The sequence below is a fragment of the Leucobacter sp. USHLN154 genome (assembly GCF_037145595.1).
In the GTDB taxonomy this organism is placed as follows: Bacteria; Actinomycetota; Actinomycetes; order Actinomycetales; family Microbacteriaceae; genus Leucobacter; species Leucobacter alluvii.
In genome coordinates, this window is the sequence record NZ_JBBCXF010000003.1 from 44,229 (window position 1) to 59,486 (window position 15,258).

18 protein-coding genes and 1 pseudogene are annotated in these 15,258 nt (G+C 65.9%); 10 read left to right on the forward strand and 9 right to left on the reverse strand.

Annotation, left to right across the window (positions count from 1 at the left end):
• The first annotated feature begins 93 nt into the window (after nucleotides 1–93).
• Nucleotides 94–741, forward strand: coding sequence for a LysE family translocator (locus WFH23_RS06285; RefSeq protein ID WP_336661957.1), 648 nt, complete (start codon nucleotides 94–96; stop codon nucleotides 739–741).
• A 21-nt stretch (nucleotides 742–762) separates the two neighbouring features.
• On the opposite strand, the gene WFH23_RS06290 is transcribed toward WFH23_RS06285, so the two are convergent.
• The 6 genes from WFH23_RS06290 to WFH23_RS06315 all read right to left on the reverse strand — a co-directional run bounded on the left by WFH23_RS06290 (nucleotide 763) and on the right by WFH23_RS06315 (nucleotide 6,684).
• Nucleotides 763–1,416: a response regulator transcription factor gene (locus WFH23_RS06290; RefSeq protein WP_336661958.1), complete on the reverse strand. Its 654-nt coding sequence runs from the start codon at nucleotides 1,414–1,416 to the stop codon at nucleotides 763–765.
• Between the two features lie 32 nt (nucleotides 1,417–1,448).
• Entirely contained in the window at nucleotides 1,449–2,666 is a 1,218-nt protein-coding gene (locus tag WFH23_RS06295; protein ID WP_336661959.1) for a sensor histidine kinase, read from the reverse strand.
• Nucleotides 2,667–2,730: 64 nt separating this feature from the next.
• Nucleotides 2,731–3,552 carry a hypothetical protein gene (locus tag WFH23_RS06300; protein ID WP_336661960.1) on the reverse strand — a complete coding sequence of 274 codons (822 nt, stop codon included), beginning with the start codon at nucleotides 3,550–3,552 and terminating at the stop codon, nucleotides 2,731–2,733.
• Between the two features lie 27 nt (nucleotides 3,553–3,579).
• Complete coding sequence (locus WFH23_RS06305) at nucleotides 3,580–4,482, reverse strand: ABC transporter ATP-binding protein (protein WP_336661961.1); 903 nt, start codon at nucleotides 4,480–4,482, stop codon at nucleotides 3,580–3,582.
• A gap of 97 nt (nucleotides 4,483–4,579) precedes the next feature.
• Nucleotides 4,580–5,944, reverse strand: a complete 1,365-nt coding sequence (locus WFH23_RS06310) for an FtsX-like permease family protein (RefSeq protein ID WP_336661962.1) — start codon at nucleotides 5,942–5,944, stop codon at nucleotides 4,580–4,582.
• On the reverse strand, nucleotides 5,941–6,684 hold the full coding sequence (locus WFH23_RS06315) for an ABC transporter ATP-binding protein (RefSeq protein ID WP_336661963.1): 744 nt from the start codon (nucleotides 6,682–6,684) through the stop codon (nucleotides 5,941–5,943). The genes WFH23_RS06310 and WFH23_RS06315 overlap by 4 nt, the downstream gene beginning before the upstream one ends.
• A 129-nt stretch (nucleotides 6,685–6,813) precedes the next feature.
• On the opposite strand from WFH23_RS06315, the gene WFH23_RS06320 reads away from it, so the two are divergent.
• From WFH23_RS06320 to WFH23_RS06355, 8 genes and pseudogenes are all read left to right on the forward strand, one after another.
• Nucleotides 6,814–7,023, forward strand: coding sequence for a heavy-metal-associated domain-containing protein (locus WFH23_RS06320; protein ID WP_336661964.1), 210 nt, complete (start codon nucleotides 6,814–6,816; stop codon nucleotides 7,021–7,023).
• A gap of 125 nt (nucleotides 7,024–7,148) precedes the next feature.
• Nucleotides 7,149–7,976, forward strand: coding sequence for a hypothetical protein (locus WFH23_RS06325; RefSeq protein WP_336661965.1), 828 nt, complete (start codon nucleotides 7,149–7,151; stop codon nucleotides 7,974–7,976).
• 48 nt (nucleotides 7,977–8,024) lie between these two features.
• Complete coding sequence (locus WFH23_RS06330) at nucleotides 8,025–10,292, forward strand: heavy metal translocating P-type ATPase (protein WP_336661966.1); 2,268 nt, start codon at nucleotides 8,025–8,027, stop codon at nucleotides 10,290–10,292.
• A gap of 49 nt (nucleotides 10,293–10,341) precedes the next feature.
• The gene (locus WFH23_RS06335) at nucleotides 10,342–10,614 is read left to right on the forward strand and encodes a YHS domain-containing protein (protein ID WP_336661967.1); all 273 of its coding nucleotides are present in this window, start codon (nucleotides 10,342–10,344) and stop codon (nucleotides 10,612–10,614) included.
• A 163-nt stretch (nucleotides 10,615–10,777) separates the two neighbouring features.
• A complete protein-coding gene (locus tag WFH23_RS06340) occupies nucleotides 10,778–11,095 on the forward strand; it encodes an FAD-dependent oxidoreductase (protein ID WP_442918707.1) in 318 nt (105 codons plus the stop codon).
• Nucleotides 11,074–11,307, forward strand: a pseudogene (locus WFH23_RS06345) (heavy metal translocating P-type ATPase); the annotation flags it as partial. The gene WFH23_RS06340 and the pseudogene WFH23_RS06345, both read left to right, overlap by 22 nt.
• Before the next feature lie 11 nt (nucleotides 11,308–11,318).
• Nucleotides 11,319–11,630: a metal-sensitive transcriptional regulator gene (locus tag WFH23_RS06350; protein ID WP_090148682.1), complete on the forward strand. Its 312-nt coding sequence runs from the start codon at nucleotides 11,319–11,321 to the stop codon at nucleotides 11,628–11,630.
• A gap of 85 nt (nucleotides 11,631–11,715) precedes the next feature.
• The gene (locus WFH23_RS06355; protein ID WP_336662136.1) at nucleotides 11,716–12,054 is read left to right on the forward strand and encodes a universal stress protein; all 339 of its coding nucleotides are present in this window, start codon (nucleotides 11,716–11,718) and stop codon (nucleotides 12,052–12,054) included.
• Between the two features lie 160 nt (nucleotides 12,055–12,214).
• On the opposite strand, the gene WFH23_RS06360 is transcribed toward WFH23_RS06355, so the two are convergent.
• The 3 genes from WFH23_RS06360 to WFH23_RS06370 all read right to left on the reverse strand — a co-directional run bounded on the left by WFH23_RS06360 (nucleotide 12,215) and on the right by WFH23_RS06370 (nucleotide 13,935).
• Nucleotides 12,215–12,811 carry a dihydrofolate reductase family protein gene (locus WFH23_RS06360; protein WP_336661968.1) on the reverse strand — a complete coding sequence of 199 codons (597 nt, stop codon included), beginning with the start codon at nucleotides 12,809–12,811 and terminating at the stop codon, nucleotides 12,215–12,217.
• Nucleotides 12,812–12,897: 86 nt separating this feature from the next.
• Complete coding sequence (locus WFH23_RS06365) at nucleotides 12,898–13,656, reverse strand: hypothetical protein (RefSeq protein WP_336661969.1); 759 nt, start codon at nucleotides 13,654–13,656, stop codon at nucleotides 12,898–12,900.
• A gap of 51 nt (nucleotides 13,657–13,707) precedes the next feature.
• Entirely contained in the window at nucleotides 13,708–13,935 is a 228-nt protein-coding gene (locus WFH23_RS06370) for a hypothetical protein (RefSeq protein WP_336661970.1), read from the reverse strand.
• Nucleotides 13,936–14,886: 951 nt separating this feature from the next.
• On the opposite strand from WFH23_RS06370, the gene WFH23_RS06375 reads away from it, so the two are divergent.
• Nucleotides 14,887–15,225, forward strand: a complete 339-nt coding sequence (locus tag WFH23_RS06375) for a hypothetical protein (protein WP_336661971.1) — start codon at nucleotides 14,887–14,889, stop codon at nucleotides 15,223–15,225.
• Nucleotides 15,226–15,258 lie beyond the last annotated feature (33 nt).

Here is a 15,258-nt window from a genome sequence, read left to right on the forward strand (position 1 = left end):
GTCCCCGTGCGACCCATGCTCGGGAATGGGAGACTGGGCGCGGTGCGGCACGGAGGAAACGCTCGCCCAGCCCGAGTCACGAGAGGATCGCGCATGATCTCGCTGTCGGCAGCTGCCGGAATGGCTCTCGTCGAGCTCGGGCTTGCACTGACCCCCGGACCGAACATGATGTACCTGGTCTCTCGCAGCATTAGCCAGGGTTGGCGTGCCGGGATGATGTCGCTTTCGGGGACTGCCGTCGGCTTCGTGGTCTACATGATGATGGCGAATCTCGGGTTGGCCGCAGTGTTCTTCGTCGTTCCCTGGTTGTTCATCGCGCTGAAGGTCGCCGGAGCCGCGTACCTGCTCTGGCTCGCCTTCCAGACGATTCGCCCGGGAGGCAGATCCCTGTTCGAGACCGCAGACCTGCCACGCGATTCATTCGGCAAACTCTTCCGCATGGGTCTGCTGACGAACCTCCTCAACCCGAAGGTCGCGATCCTCTACCTCGCGCTCATCCCGCAGTTCATCGACCCCAGCGCGGGCAGCATCGTCGCACAGGGCTTCCAGCTCGGCGCGATCCAGATTCTCGTCGGCGTCGCGATCAACGGCGCGATCATCATCGCCGCCGGCTCAGTCGCCACGTTCCTGCAGCGCAAGCCCACGTGGATGCGATGGCAGAAATGGGTCACGGGTACCCTGCTGGGAGCCATCGGCGTGAAGCTCGCGATCGACGCCCCGGCCCCCGCTGCCGCACCGTAGCCCGCCCGCCGGGTTTCGCCGCTACGGTGCTCGCCTCCCGCGCAGCTCATACCCGAAGATCACCGCATGGACGCGGTCACGCAGATGCAACTTGGCGAATATCCGGTTCACGTGCGTCTTCACCGTGGCCGTAGACAGGTGGAGGGCCTCGCCGATCTCGCTGTTCGAGAGGCCGGCGGTGATGCACGCGAAGACGTCGCGTTCCCGTGGGCTGAGTTGATCGAGCGGATCCGCGTGCGCGGCGAACCGCGCATGCACATGCGGTGCTCCGCTTGAGGCGTAGTGGTCGATCAGCTGCCGGGTGATCCTCGGCTCGACCACAGCCTCACCCGAATGCACCGTCCGAACGGCTTCCCGTAATCGGGCCGGTGGAGAGCTCTTGAGGAGGAACGCGCTGGCGCCGGCCTCGAGACCGCCGAAGGCATACTCGTCGATGTCGAACGTGGTGAGCACCAGCACCCGGGTCGCAGCGTGCGCGGCAGTGATGATCCTCGTGGCTTCGATGCCGCCCATGCCCGGCATGCGCACATCCATGAGCACGGTGTCAGGCTTGAGCTCCCGTGAGCGGCGGATCGCCTCCTCTCCCGAGGCCGCCTCACCGACCACCTCGATATCGTCGGCGGAGTCCAGAACGAGCGCGGTTCCCATCCGCACGAACTCTTGATCGTCGACCAAGAGGACCCTGATCCTGGGCGATCTGCTCACGGTCATGGACGCCCTGCCCGATCGATCTGCAGTGTCGCGTGCACCTGCCAACCACCGCCGGGGCTTGGACCTGCTGCGCTGCTGCCGCCGTACGTCGCGGCACGCTCAGCGATGCCGAGCAGCCCCCGGCCGCTGCCCTGACTCGGAGCACGGCCCGCTTGAGGGGCGGCGAGCCCGTCGTCGGCAACCTGCACCGTCACGGTACCGCCCGCGACGTCGATGCCGACCTCTACTCGTGTGGCTCCGATGGCGTAGCGCAGCGCGTTCGTGAGCGCTTCTTGGACGATTCTGTACACCGTCGTCGAGAGCGCAGGATCCTCGGGCAGTGCCGTTCCGGAGCGTGAGAGCGTGACGGGCATGCCAGTGCTGCGAAAGACTTCGATGACGTCGTCCAGATCTGGAGCGTTGTGCCCTGAGCGATGCAGGCTCTCGTCGAGTTTCGCGTCATCCTCGCGGAGTACGTGCAGGATTCGTTTCATGTCGGACAATGCGCTTCGCCCGACGTCGCCCAGTCTGCGGAGTGCCACAGCTGACCGCTCGGGGTGCTTCTGCCAGGCGTCTGATGCGCCGTCCGCGAGGGCGATCATCGTCGACAGCGAGTGGGCGACAATGTCGTGCATTTCTGCGGAGATCCGCTGCCGTTCGACGATCCGCGCGGTGCTGAGCCGTTGGTTGACCAGTTCCGTGAGCGCCTCACGGCGCCCGGCCGCGCTGCGTGCGGCGATACCCAGAGCGAGAGCGAGCAACGCCGACGGGTCCAGCAATGAGGGCGTCTGAGGTGCGCCGGTGATCAAAAAGCGAACGAGGGCTCCGAGTGCAGGCACTCCCACGAGGACCGCGTACCCCGTGAGTGCGGTCCCGGTGGGCAGCAGAGAGGCGACGGTGTAGAGCGCCACAGCCGCGGGCAGTCCCAGTAGTGCGACCGGGGTGGGGACGAGGGCACCCGCCGTGCTGACGAGCGCGATGGCCACGAGGACCGCCCGCGGATACCGGCGTCGACCGAGCAGCAGGGCGCTCGAGACGATCGCCAGGAGCAGGCCCGGCCAGAGCGGTAGCGCACGCGGCAGCACGAGCACGAGCGCTTGAACCACGAGACAGATCGCGGTGACGAGGCCGTCGACCACGCTCTGATGTGCGCTGATCCAGCGCAGCATCCGGGAACCGAGGACGCGGTCGACCTCCTCGGCAGCCACCCCCGGCTGGGTTGCATGAGTACTCATACGTTCGCCGACTCCCTCCCGAGCTGTGCTCTCATTCTTCCCGACGCTCGGCCCGGGCACCCGTTCAAGCGTCTCGGCGTTTGAGCGTGATCGCCGCGGCGAGGAACAGCGCCAGCATCCAGATCAGCAGAACGCCATAACCGACCCACGGGCCCATCGGGTCCGTTCCGGCTGGGGCGAGGAGCAGCGAGCCGGCCTGAATCGGGAAGAAGCGGGTGATCTCGGCGCCGTGTGCCGAGAAGATCTGCGGGATCACGGGCACGATCAGCAGGAGCACGAGCGTCGCAAGCACCGCGGCGATGACGTTGCGAATGACGGTGCCGAGCGCGAGACCGATCATGCCGATGGCGGCCAGGTACAGGCCCGACCCGACGACGAGTCGGAGCAGGACGGGTGTGTCCAAGACGTAGCTGTAGCCACCACCGCCGAGGACGGCCGGTGCGATGGCGAAGCCGATGGCCGAGCTCACGACACCGATGCCGAAACCGATGGACGCGACGATCACCGCCTTTGCGACCAGTGCCGGCGTCCGGCGCGGGACCGAGAGCAGCGTGGTGCTGATCTGCCCGGAACGGTACTCGTTCGCCATCATCAAGACTGCGAGCACGGCGAGGACGACGCCGACATAACCGGTTTTGTCGACGATCATCTCGGGGTAGGGGTCGTAGTCCGCCTGAGGTGAGCCGCGGTCGCGGAAGACGTACGCCCAAGGCATTGCAACTCCGTTCGCGAGCAGGAGCAGGAGGGTGAATCCTGCGAGGATGTGGTTCGAGGCCAGCCCGCGGAACTTGATCCATTCGGAGGCGATAGCGCCGCCGAGGCTGACATTGCGCACCGTTGAATCGCGCGCGGCGCGGGCTTCGGCGGTGCTCGTGGTCGTACTCATGAGGAACGTCCTTTCGAAAGCGGTGAATCAGGCTGAGACATACTCGACGGAGTCTCGGGTGAGCTGGTTGTACGCCTCTTCGAGTGTCTGGCGCAGCGGCGTCAGCTCTGTCAGCAGGACGCCCGCCTCGTGGGCGGCGCGGGCGACTTGCTCGGCGGTGAGGCCCTCCACGTCCAGCAGACCCAGCTCGTTCGAAACGATGGTCACGCCCGGGGCGCTGATCCGGCGAGTGAGAGCTGGGGCATCGGTCGTGCGGACGCGGACGCGGCTGCCGCCCTGCTCGGTGAGCGCGTTGATCGGCGCGTCCGCGATGATCTCGCCGCGGCCGATGATGATGACATGGTCCGCGATGAGCGCGAGCTCGCTCAGCAGATGGGAGGAGAGGAACACCGTTCTGCCCTCGGTCGCCAGACGGGCCAGCAGCTCGCGCACCCACGTCACCCCCTCCGGATCCAAGCCGTTCACGGGTTCGTCGAGGATCAGCGTGCCCGGGTCACCGAGCAGCGCCGCCGCGATGCCCAAGCGCTGGCCCATGCCGAGGGAGAACGTGCCGACCTTCTTTCTCGCGACCGCAGTGAGGCCCGTCGCCTCGAGAACCTCGTCGACCCGCGAGCGCGGGATGCGATGCGTCGCTGCGATCGACGCGAGGTAGTTCGCTGCCGTGCGAGATCTGTGCGCTGCCTTCGCGTCGAGCAGCGCACCCACTTCCCGCAGCGGAGCCGCGAACTCCCGGTACTCGGTGCCTGCGATGAGCGCTCGGCCAGAGGTGGGACGGTCGAGACCGACGATCGATCGCATCGTCGTGGACTTGCCTGCTCCGTTCGGTCCCAGGAATCCCGTGACCTTCCCCGGCTGGACCGTGAAGCTCACTTCACGGACGGCGTGGGTGTCCGCATAGGTTTTGGTCAATGCCTCAACTTCGATCGTCATGGCGTCGTGCTCCTGTTCGTCTGGGGTGCTTCGTGCTCTCGACGCTACGGATGCGCAGGTGCGAGCGGATGCCAACCCTGGGTTGAACTGCTGCCGATCACAGCTCGCGATCCGGCTCCGAGAGCACGCGCCGCAGCACCGGCGTGGTCGCGACGACTCCCAGCTGCACCATCACCGTGCCGGCGGCGATGCAACCGGCGACCGTGACGATGAACAGCGGGGCGGTGGCCACCGATACCCCCACGACGGGGACGGCGAGCAGGGCGGCGATGCAGGCCGGAACGATGGCCGCCACGAGCAGCGGGGTACTCACGGAGAGGCGCCGCGAGCGCGTCATCACGGCGAGCGGCATGCCGAGGCGGTCGAGACTCACGTACAGGGTTCTTCGTTCCAGCACCGCAGCCGCCTGGGTGACACCGACTGAGCAGGCGACGAGGAGATACGACACGGCGACCGCCGCCATCACCACCAGGCGGATGTCGCCGAAGAAGAGGATGTGCTCCGGCGTCACCGCTTCGGAGAGGCGCTGCACGGTATCGAGAAAGCCCAGCGCGGATCCAGCAGGGACTGCGATGAAGCTGGCTAACGCCACCCCTGACACCTGTCTCCACGCCGCCTGCGGCGACTCGAGCACACCGCGCAGAGCAATCAGAGTTGCTGCATCGTGCGAACGTGCGAGTCTGCGCCGAGCGAGCCGCGCCACGAGGTAGGGGCCCATCGGGTGAAGCGCGGCCATCACTGCGACGAATGCCGCGACGAGTGCCGCCGTGATACCGATGACTCCCCAACTCACCGACGTCAACTGCAGTACGAGCACCGAGACTCCCACCACGAGCGCCGCGATCACGACGCGCAGCCAGTGCATCCGCGGCGCATCATGGCGCATGCGTACCCCGAGCGGTGAGATCAAGGCTCGTCTCAGACTCGCACCTGCGCTCGTTATCGCGACCACCACGACACTGAGCAGGAGCGCTACGACGAGCGGCGACGAGAGCCATGCGTGATCCGCACCCAGTGGGCTGCCGGCAACCTCGATGTGCGAGAGGAACGGCACGAGCGGCACGTAGAGCATGAGACCTGCGAGAGCGCCCCCGCCCGCGATCAGTGCAGCTTCCACAAGCGCGACTCCTCGCACCCAGGTCGATGAGGCGCCCATCAACCGCAGTGTCGCAAGCCGATCCTCGCGGCGCCTGGCGGAGAGTCGGGCAGCGGTCGCGCCGAGAGTCCCGACGGGCACCACGAGCGCCGCCATCATAGCCGCCGCGAGGACCCGGTACTGCCCAACGCCTTCGGGGTCCGGGGCGTTCCAGTAGGCCCGGGCCAACACGACGACGCTCAGCACCACCGCAGAGATCACGGCATACGCGAGGATCGGCAATGCCGGGAGACCATGCCGAGCGGGCTTCACCAGCAACCACAGCGCGGACAGTCGGGCGTGCACTCGGGCTCGACGAGCGCTCATCGCGTTTCGCGGTGGACGACGCGACCGTCCCGCAGTCGAACCACCCGGGAGCAGCGGCGTGCCACGTCCTCGTCGTGCGTCACGATGATCAGCGCCCGCCCCTGTGCTGTGGTCTCGGCGAGCAGTACATCCAGCACCTCCGACGCCGTCTTCGAATCGAGCGCGCCGGTCGGCTCGTCGGCGCAGACGACTGGAGCGTTCGTCGCGCGGGCCCGAGCGATTGCCACGCGTTGCGCCTGACCGCCTGAAAGCTGGCCGATCCTGCGCCCGGCGAGGCCCGAGAGACCCAGGTCCTCCAAGAGGGATGTCGCGCGTTCCATCGCGGCGCGCTTCCCCATGCCGATCAGGAGCAGAGGTATCGCGACGTTCTCCGTCGCCGTGAGTTCGGGGATCAGCATGCCCTGCTGAAACACGAAGCCGAACTCCCGCAGGCGCACCGCCGACCGGGCTGCATCCGACAGGCTCCCGAGCTCTTCGACCCCTTCGCGCGTGCGAAGCGTCACCGTTCCCTCTGCTGGCCTGATGATTCCCGCCATCGCGTAGAGCAGGGTGCTCTTCCCCGATCCAGAGGGACCCATGATCGCCACGGACTCGCTGTCACGCACCTCCACATCGACGCCGTCCAGCGCCACCGCTTCGCCGTAGCGGACGCGGAGGCCCGTGGCAGACAACCGGACTGCTCCCAGAGGGGAGGATCGCTGTGGCGCCGGAAGGGCGGGGGAGAGAGGATCCACGGTCATGCTTCGACGCTAGGCGAGTCGATCTCGGGACGATGCCAACCGTGGGTTGACCTTGCGGTATACCTACAGGGGGTATATTGTGGGTCGTATTGGTACCCCATGGGGGTATAGAATGAGGAGGCGCAATCGATGAATGTGAACCGTTACCAAGTGACCGGCATGACCTGCGGGCACTGCGAGATGTCGATTCGAGAAGAAGTCGAGGAGATCCCCGGCATCGAGGAGATCGCGATCAGCGCACAGACGGGCGAGCTCGTCGTGTCCGGTCGGGGTGAGATCGACGACGCGCAGGTGCTTGCTGCGGTCGCGGAGGCCGGTTACACGGCGGTGAGAGCCTGATGCGTGCCGGCGCACGCCTCGCGCTCTACGGTGCGGGGTTAGCAGTGGCCTTCGGCGGTGCTTTCGCGGCCGCCGGAGCCGTCATTCCAGACCGTGTTGTTGCAGGGTGGACGGATGGAGGCGAAATGAACCAGCATGATGCGGGCAAGAGTACGAACGAGGCGCAGACGGAAGAGAGCACCCCGAACGGCGTCTCCATCGAAGCGGGCGGCTTCGTGCTCGCGCCGATAGCCGCGCCAGGAGCCGTCGGCGCACGAGGTGAGCTGAGCTTTCAGGTGCAGACACTCTCGGGTGAAGCGGTCACAGAATTCGCTGAAGCGCACGAAAAAGACCTGCACCTCATCGTCGTCCGCACGGACGGCGCCGAGTTCCGTCACGTCCACCCGCAACTCGATGAGGCCACTGGGACATGGTCTCTGCCGTGGGCATGGGATTCTGCCGGCACGTACCGTGTCTATGCCGATTTCACCCCCGCGACGGAGGGAGCAGAGGGAGTCACGCTGACGCGCACGGTAGAGGTCGCCGGCACCTTCGCTCCCGTCACGTCAGAGGTGCGGCGCACTGCAGAGGTCGACGGCTTCGACGTCACCCTCGACGGAGATCTCACCGCCGGAACCACGAGTGATGTCACGGTCTCCGTAGCACGCGACGGGAAGCCGGTCACTGCGCTCGAGCCGTACCTCGGAGCATTCGGCCATTTGGTCGCGCTTCGCGATGGGGATCTGGCGTATCTGCACGTCCACGCTCAGGGCGACGCGCCTCGCGTTGGCAGCACGGCAGGCCCTGAAATCGGATTCATGGCCGAGGCGCCCACTGCTGGCCGCTATCTCCTCTACTTCGACTTCCAAGTCGATGGAACCGTGCACACGGCCGAATTCGTCGTCGACGCCGGCCACGGGGAGATGCACGGCGCGAGTGACGAAACCCATTCGGGCGATGCCGGCGGCCACTGACCCGTTGGGTACGGCCACCGCGACGACAATGCTCAAGGAAGGAAGACGATGAGTACATCAGCGCCCCCAACAGGCGGGCCCGGCTTCGAGCTGGAGATCGGGGGGATGACTTGCGCCTCCTGCGCGAACCGGATCGAGAAGAAGCTGAACAAGCTCGACGGCGTCGAGGCAACGGTCAACTACGCCACGGAAAAGGCCAAGGTCTCAGTGCCCGAAGGGTACGACCCGGCATTGTTGATCGCTGAGGTCGAAAAAACCGGCTACACGGCCGCTCTGCCCAAGCTGAAGCACGCACCGGCGGGTGCGTCGGAGCCCTCGTCGGATGGGGAGGACACGGAGCTCACCCAGCTGCGGCACCGCCTCATCGGATCGATCCTGCTGACGGTGCCGGTGATCGCGATGGCGATGATTCCCGCTTTGCAGTTCACCTACTGGCAGTGGGCATCGCTCGCGCTGGCTGCACCGGTCATCATCTGGGCGGCCTGGCCCTTCCATCGGGCGGCCTGGACGAACCTCAAACACGGGACCGCCACAATGGACACGCTCATCTCCATGGGCACCTCCGTCGCGCTCCTGTGGTCGTTGTACGCGCTGTTCTTCGGCACCGCCGGTGTGCCCGGCATGACCCATCCGTTCGAGTTCACGATCGCGCCCTCCAACGGAGCGGCGAACATCTATCTCGAAGTCGGAGCGGGTGTCACGATGTTCATCCTCGCGGGTCGTTACTTCGAGAAGCGCTCCAAGCGCCAAGCAGGGGCGGCCTTGCGTGCCCTGCTGGAACTTGGTGCGAAAGAAGTAGCGGTGCTGCGTGACGGTGCCGAGGTGAAGATTCCGACCTCCGAACTGCAGGTCGGCGACACGTTCGTTGTTCGCCCGGGGGAGAAGATCGCCACCGACGGCATCGTCGTTTCGGGCACTTCCGCCGTTGACGCGTCCATGCTCACCGGAGAATCGGTACCGGTCGAGGTCGGCGAGGGCGACCCGGTGACCGGCGCGACGGTGAATGCCGGCGGTCGTCTGGTCGTGCGTGCGACGCGCATCGGGTCGGACACGCAGCTCGCGCAGATGGCGAAGCTCGTCGAGGACGCCCAGACCGGCAAGGCCGAGGTTCAGCGCCTCGCCGATCGCATTTCCGGCGTGTTCGTGCCCATCGTCATCGTCATCGCTGTTGTCGCTCTCGGTGCATGGTTGGGCGCCGGGTTCCCGGTCACCGCCGCGTTCACCGCAGCTGTCGCGGTCCTCGTTATCGCGTGCCCGTGCGCGCTCGGCCTCGCGACCCCGACCGCGCTGCTGGTCGGCACCGGACGAGGCGCCCAACTGGGCATTCTCATCAAGGGCCCGGAGGTGCTGGAATCGACGCGCAACGTGGACACGGTAGTGCTCGATAAGACGGGTACCGTCACCACCGGCAAGATGGCTCTTGTCGACGTCGCGACCGAGTCGGGCGTGGAGCGTGCGGATCTTCTCCGCTTTGCGGGCGCGCTCGAGGACGCCTCCGAACACCCGATCGCGCAGGCGATCGCGAAGGCCGCCACTCAGGAGGTTGGCGCGCTGCCGACTCCGGAGGACTTCACGAACGTCGTGGGGAAGGGGGTGCAGGGAATCGTCGACGGCATTCCGGTGGTGGTCGGACGCGAGTCGCTGCTCGCGGATTGGTCGCAGCACCTCTCCCCAGGGGTTGCGCGGGCGAAGGCGCGCGCGGAGAACGAGGGCAAGACGGTCGTCGCTGTCGGCTGGGATGGGCAGCCTCGCGGCATCGTGGTCGTCGCCGACACGGTCAAACCGACCAGCGCTGAAGCGATCCGGGGCCTCAAGGAAATCGGCCTGACCCCGGTGCTGCTGACCGGTGACAACGAAGCTGTCGCTCGACAGATCGCGGCCGAGGTCGGCATCGATGAAGTCATCGCCGAAGTCCTCCCGAAGGACAAGGTCGACGTCATCGTCCGGCTGCAGCAGGAGGGGAGGACGGTGGCGATGGTCGGTGACGGCGTCAACGACGCCCCCGCGCTCGCTCAGGCCGATCTGGGGTTGGCGATGGGCACCGGCACGGACGTGGCGATCGAGGCATCAGACATTACCCTCGTGCGCGGCGACCTGCGGGCCGCCGTCGATGCGATCCGGCTGTCTCGGAAGACCCTCTCGACCATCAAGACGAACCTGTTCTGGGCGTTCGCCTACAACATCGCTGCCATTCCGGTCGCAGCCCTGGGCATGCTCAATCCCATGCTCGCCGGTGCGGCGATGGCGTTCTCCAGCGTCTTCGTCGTCGGCAACAGCCTCCGACTGCGCGGGTTCAGAAGCATCACTGCGCAGTAGCACCCGGAACCATTCCAATCGGCACTCATACGAAAGGCAACAACCCATCATGGCACACGACACCCAGGCGGCCTCCAGCTGCTGCAGCACCAGCTCATCGAACCCGGCCGCGACGAGCACCGGCCACGACAACCTTCTCGGCGGTGGCGCTGACGACCTGACCACCTGCCCGGTCATGGTCGGGAGCCCCGTCAGCAAGCAGGCCGCCGAGAGCGTCGGCTTGTTCCGCGACTTCGAAGGTCAGCGCTACTACTTCTGCTGCGCCGGCTGCGGCCCCGCGTTCGACGCGGATCCCGCGAAGTTCGCCGCGAACATGGCATAGATCTCGCCCGCGCGCGGGGCGGCCACCGGCGTCGCGGCGTTCTCGTCGCGGTCGTCGCCGGGGCCCTCCGCCGACGTGAAGATCACCGAAGCCACGGATGCCGTCGCGCACCGTGCGCGCATGACACCGGCACCGTTCCGCATGACGCTCAGGAGCTCCCCAGATGACCAATTCGCCCCACATTCTCATTCTCGGCGCAGGAGCTGCCGGGGCCGCCGCCGCGCGCGGCCTCGCCGCCCGGGACGACGTACGCGTGACGCTGGTGACGCAAACGGGTGAAGCTCCCTACACGCGGATGCTCATCAGCGGCGTGGCACTGGGGCCGACGCCTCCGGATCTCATCGCGCTTCCTCTCCCACAGGTCGAGGTCGTCGCCGATACCGTCGTCGACGTGCATCCCTCTGCCCGGACGGTGCAGCTCGCCACTGGTACGCGGCTGCCGTACGACGCGCTCATCGCCGGGCTGCGTATCGGAAGATGAAGCAGAACCTGTGGTGGGCGGCCGGTTACAACCTCCTCTCGGTGCCGCTGGCGGCCGGTATTCTGGCTTCGGTCGGTTTCGTGCTCCCGATGTCCGTGGGTGCGATTCTGATGTCGCTGTCGACGATCGTGGTCGCGCTCAACGCGCAACCGCTGCGCCGCACTGACCTCACCCCCGCAGCCAGTACACGTTCCATTCTGGAACGGCAGTAAGAAGGAGTTCCATGTCATCGGAGAACGACCTCAGTGCCGGTCACCACGGGTACATCGACGACAAGAATCAGTACCTGCAGCGCATGAAGCGCATCGAGGGCCAGGCGCGCGGCATCGCGAAGATGATCGATGAGGAGAAGTACTGCATCGACATCCTCACGCAGGTCAGCGCGCTCACCCGTGCCCTGCAAGGAGTCGCAACGGGCCTGCTCGACGATCACCTCAAGCACTGCGTCCTCGACGCAGCGAAGCTCAGCGACGACGCCGGCCTGGAGAAGATCAAGGAAGCCACCGACGCGATCAACCGCCTCGTTCGTTCCTGAGGCGGAAGCTCCGCGAGATGTGAGATCCCGCGCTCCTGTTTTCTGTTGATCTGCCTTCGCCGCGCACCTCCAAGGTCACACAGCCCTGGAGACGCTCGACGCACTCGATCGGGCGGCACTCGACGCCTCCGAGACGATCGCTGCGGAAGGCGCTGAGCTCGCCGTGGCACGGGGACTGCTCGCCGAGCCGCTCGTGTCCTCCACCGTCGCGAGTGCCTATGAAGCCATCCTTGACGCGGCCGGCAGGCTCGATTCGGATCTCATCGTCATCGGTTCTCGCGGACTGCGCGGTTTCTCGGCGACCGTCCTCGGCAGCACCTCGTCGAATGTGCTCCACCACGCCACGATCCCGACCCTGGTGATTCCGTCCGAAGCGGTGGCCCGAGCACGCTCAGCGCAACGGGAGCCAGCCGTTTCCAGCTGACATCCACCCTCGCGCGCCATGTGAGCTGTTCCTTGGCTATCGCGTCGATGCAGTTCGGTCGGTCGGCCTCTCACATCATTCCCGGTGTGAGACGGGCGGCCGGCCGGCTTCGAATGGCTGACCCTGTCGATCCGGCACTGCCACTCGCTAGAAGCTCCGCTCAGGCGTACTCGGGCGGGCCCAGCACGCGGTATGTCAGGTCGATGACTCCGGTGCCGAACACCTGGGCCTCGAGGAGTTCGAGTCCGAAGTCGGATCCGTCGTGTGGGAACAGGCGCTCGCCCTCGCCGACGATGACGGGAAACTGAACCAGATTCAGCTCATCCACGAGCTTGCTCTCGAGCAAGTGACGGACAAGTTGCACGCTGCCGACCACGAGCAGTTCTCCGCTCTGCTGGGCCTTCATCTCGCGCAACTGTGCGACGACATCGCCAGAGATGACGGTCGTGTGCCCCCAGCCGGGGTCGACCAGCGTGTTCGAGGCGACGTATTTGGGCGTCGAGCAGATCGCCTCACCGAATCCGCCGTCGTCCGCGCGTACACCCCAGTAAGCCGAAAACATGTCGAATGTCTTGCGGCCCAGGAGGAACGCGTCGGGACGCCTCCATGTCTCGAGAATGGATCGCGTGCTCTCTGCATCACCGAGCGGGAGCGCCCAGCCTCCGCGCGTGAAACCAGGACCGACAACCTCGTTGTTCCCGCCATTCGCCTGCGCGACGCCGTCGAGCGTGACTTGGAGACTCACGGTGATCTTCACGGCATCTTCCTCTCGCGCACTGCAATCATCGTTCGGCTGGGGGCCCGTCCGGCGAAACCGCGATGCGGAACGGTGCGAGGTCTCGATCAGGCCAGCCGGTCGACGTTCGCCGTCACCACTGGCAGCAGGATCTTCTCCTGAGCCATGGTGAGGAACGCATCCACGTCGTCGGAGTACACCTGCTCCTCGCCGTCGACCACGTAGCTGCTCTCGCTCTCACCGAAGTACTGGCCGTACGGGCGCGCGTCGAGCGTCACGCTGAATGCGATCTGCGGCGTTGCGCAGTCGTACCGGAGCCCGCTCGGAGCTACGACGCAGGTCGCATCACCGACCTGCACCTCGTCACCGCTCTTCGGGGTCGCGTTCCGCTCCACGAAGTCGGCATCGCCAGCCGCCTCGACACTCGTGGTGAGCACGAACACGACGCTCTGGTCAGAAGCCCTGAGCTCGTCCACGGGGAAGCCGACCTTTGTGGTGCAGTCGGCCTCGGGTACGGTGACCTCCCGCGTGCCCGCCGCACCGACCTGCAGGATCGACAGCGACCGATCGGTGCCCGACTGCGCGATCTCATCGGATTGCGGGAAGATCGCCGAGAGCGTCGTCTCGTCAGCGAATGCGCATGCCGACGGCCACTGATCGAACGCGAACGCTCCCGACTCGTCGAGAGGCAGGTCGAGGCTGATCGGCTCACCGACTGTTTCAGGCTGCGACACGATCTCGATCGGATCGACCCCGCCATCCGCGGGCTGTTCGCTCGATGACGCGGCTCCTGAGGAGCAGGCGCTCAGCCCGAGAACGAGTGCCGCAGCACTGATGGACCAGATTCGAGTACGCGCAGAAGCCATGCCGTCACCCTACCAACGCGCGCCCAGCCGAGCCCGAGGTGGGCAGTCGCGTCAGTCGCCCTCGCGGATCTGCTGTACGAGGTTCTGGACATCGTCTTCGCTCACCTCGACGGACGACTCCGCGAGTCGCCGTCGCAGCATCGCTTCGATGTCATCGGCGTGAGACGCCCCCGCGGTGTCGCGCACCTCCACGGCGATGCCCGCGATTGCATCGACGTCGGATGCACTCGACTCATCGAGCTCGGGCGCGCTGTCTTCCGCCGGTTGCTGGTCATTCATTCTCGGGCTCCTTCGTTCGGCATTTCGTTGCGGGAAGTCGTTCGCGCAGCGGAGCGTCCCATGTGACGGCTGTCCAACGCCGGATTCCGATGCGGCTGGGCTTCGAGTGTACGGTCTGCACGGGCCGAATCCACTCGCCTTGATTTCGACGATGCGACCGGTTATCCGGCGTCGAGTTCTGCGCTCCTCGCCGGGGTTCCTCTCATCGGCGGGTCAGCACGGGTCAATGTCGAGCTGCAAGGACTGATGCGGTGCTGCCTCCATTCCGCGCAGGAGTGGTGCAGGCCTTGAGATCTTGAATCCTGCTCAATCCCTCGGCCAACTCCTGCAGCTGCAGTTCAGAGGTTTCGCTGCTGCGCGTCGGCGCTCGCAACATGCGCTGTCCTTTCGTTCACGCGCCGACGGCTCATGAATGATCGGGACCGCAACGATCGACACTGCAATGAGGGTGAAGATGGAAGTCGCGGCCGATATTCTCGCCGATCGCGAGCGATGCGGATCTGATCGCGACGCCCATGAGGAGATGCTTCGGGTTGAGTGCGGAGAGCAGGAATCCGAGAACCAACGCTCTCTCAGTGGTGGTGGCGTTGTCATACTCCTGTGATTCATGCTGCCTGAACCGAGTGGTACAGAAACCGTAGCGGCGCAATCACCCCCTTGGCGAGGCTCCGCGGGTTTGCGTGAACCACGAGCTGATCCGACTGGCATCTGCACGTCGAAAGTTGTCCGGAAAGACTTGAGGGTGAGCGAGAGGGGAAGCGCGCCGAGCGCAACCACCATGTCGTGAGCGATGAGGGAATGAGGTGATCGAAGTTTCCAGTAAGGATCAGTGCCTCGTCACCATCGATCAGTTCAGCGCCGCACCGCGCTACGCGCTCATAACATCACCGAGGCGGACGCAGCATCAGGATTCCGGTAGCGTCTCGCAGAGGGGCGGAAAGGACATCACCTATGGCTCCTCAGCTGCGCAGTCGCACCGACGCTTCCCAACAGCAGTGGTTTCGTCGACGGGGGTGGTGCGGACGTGGTGCGCTGGCCGCGGTTGTTGTCGCCTGGGTCCTGATCCTCCTCAGCTTCAGCGGCTCCATCCGGCTCCCCGAGGGTGTCGTCTTCGGCGGGTTCTACGGATTGATGCTCGCGGCGATCGTCCTATCGATAGCGTCATACGTGCAGAGCGAGCGGAAGCGGTGGGTCATCTTCGCGACCGTCTTGGCTATTTCGTTGCCGTGCTACCCGTTCGTGTTCCTCGTGCTGATGTGGTCCTTCTACGCGCATGGAATGTACGCATGAGCGGCTTCGTCCTCGCTCCCGACGGCGCTGGCC

Excerpts from the sequence above, each read along its gene's own strand:
- WFH23_RS06285 (WP_336661957.1), top strand. The coding sequence starts at position 94 with ATGATCTCGCTGTCGGCAGCTGCCGGAATGGCTCTCGTCGAGCTCGGG.
- WFH23_RS06295 (WP_336661959.1), bottom strand. The coding sequence starts at position 2,666 with ATGAGTACTCATGCAACCCAGCCGGGGGTGGCTGCCGAGGAGGTCGAC.
- WFH23_RS06300 (WP_336661960.1), bottom strand. The coding sequence starts at position 3,552 with ATGAGTACGACCACGAGCACCGCCGAAGCCCGCGCCGCGCGCGATTCA.
- WFH23_RS06305 (WP_336661961.1), bottom strand. The coding sequence starts at position 4,482 with ATGACGATCGAAGTTGAGGCATTGACCAAAACCTATGCGGACACCCAC.
- WFH23_RS06310 (WP_336661962.1), bottom strand. The coding sequence starts at position 5,944 with ATGAGCGCTCGTCGAGCCCGAGTGCACGCCCGACTGTCCGCGCTGTGG.
- WFH23_RS06315 (WP_336661963.1), bottom strand. The coding sequence starts at position 6,684 with ATGACCGTGGATCCTCTCTCCCCCGCCCTTCCGGCGCCACAGCGATCC.
- WFH23_RS06320 (WP_336661964.1), top strand. The coding sequence starts at position 6,814 with ATGAATGTGAACCGTTACCAAGTGACCGGCATGACCTGCGGGCACTGC.
- WFH23_RS06325 (WP_336661965.1), top strand. The coding sequence starts at position 7,149 with ATGAACCAGCATGATGCGGGCAAGAGTACGAACGAGGCGCAGACGGAA.
- WFH23_RS06330 (WP_336661966.1), top strand. The coding sequence starts at position 8,025 with ATGAGTACATCAGCGCCCCCAACAGGCGGGCCCGGCTTCGAGCTGGAG.
- WFH23_RS06335 (WP_336661967.1), top strand. The coding sequence starts at position 10,342 with ATGGCACACGACACCCAGGCGGCCTCCAGCTGCTGCAGCACCAGCTCA.
- WFH23_RS06340 (WP_442918707.1), top strand. The coding sequence starts at position 10,778 with ATGACCAATTCGCCCCACATTCTCATTCTCGGCGCAGGAGCTGCCGGG.
- WFH23_RS06350 (WP_090148682.1), top strand. The coding sequence starts at position 11,319 with ATGTCATCGGAGAACGACCTCAGTGCCGGTCACCACGGGTACATCGAC.
- WFH23_RS06365 (WP_336661969.1), bottom strand. The coding sequence starts at position 13,656 with ATGGCTTCTGCGCGTACTCGAATCTGGTCCATCAGTGCTGCGGCACTC.
- WFH23_RS06370 (WP_336661970.1), bottom strand. The coding sequence starts at position 13,935 with ATGAATGACCAGCAACCGGCGGAAGACAGCGCGCCCGAGCTCGATGAG.
- WFH23_RS06375 (WP_336661971.1), top strand. The coding sequence starts at position 14,887 with ATGGCTCCTCAGCTGCGCAGTCGCACCGACGCTTCCCAACAGCAGTGG.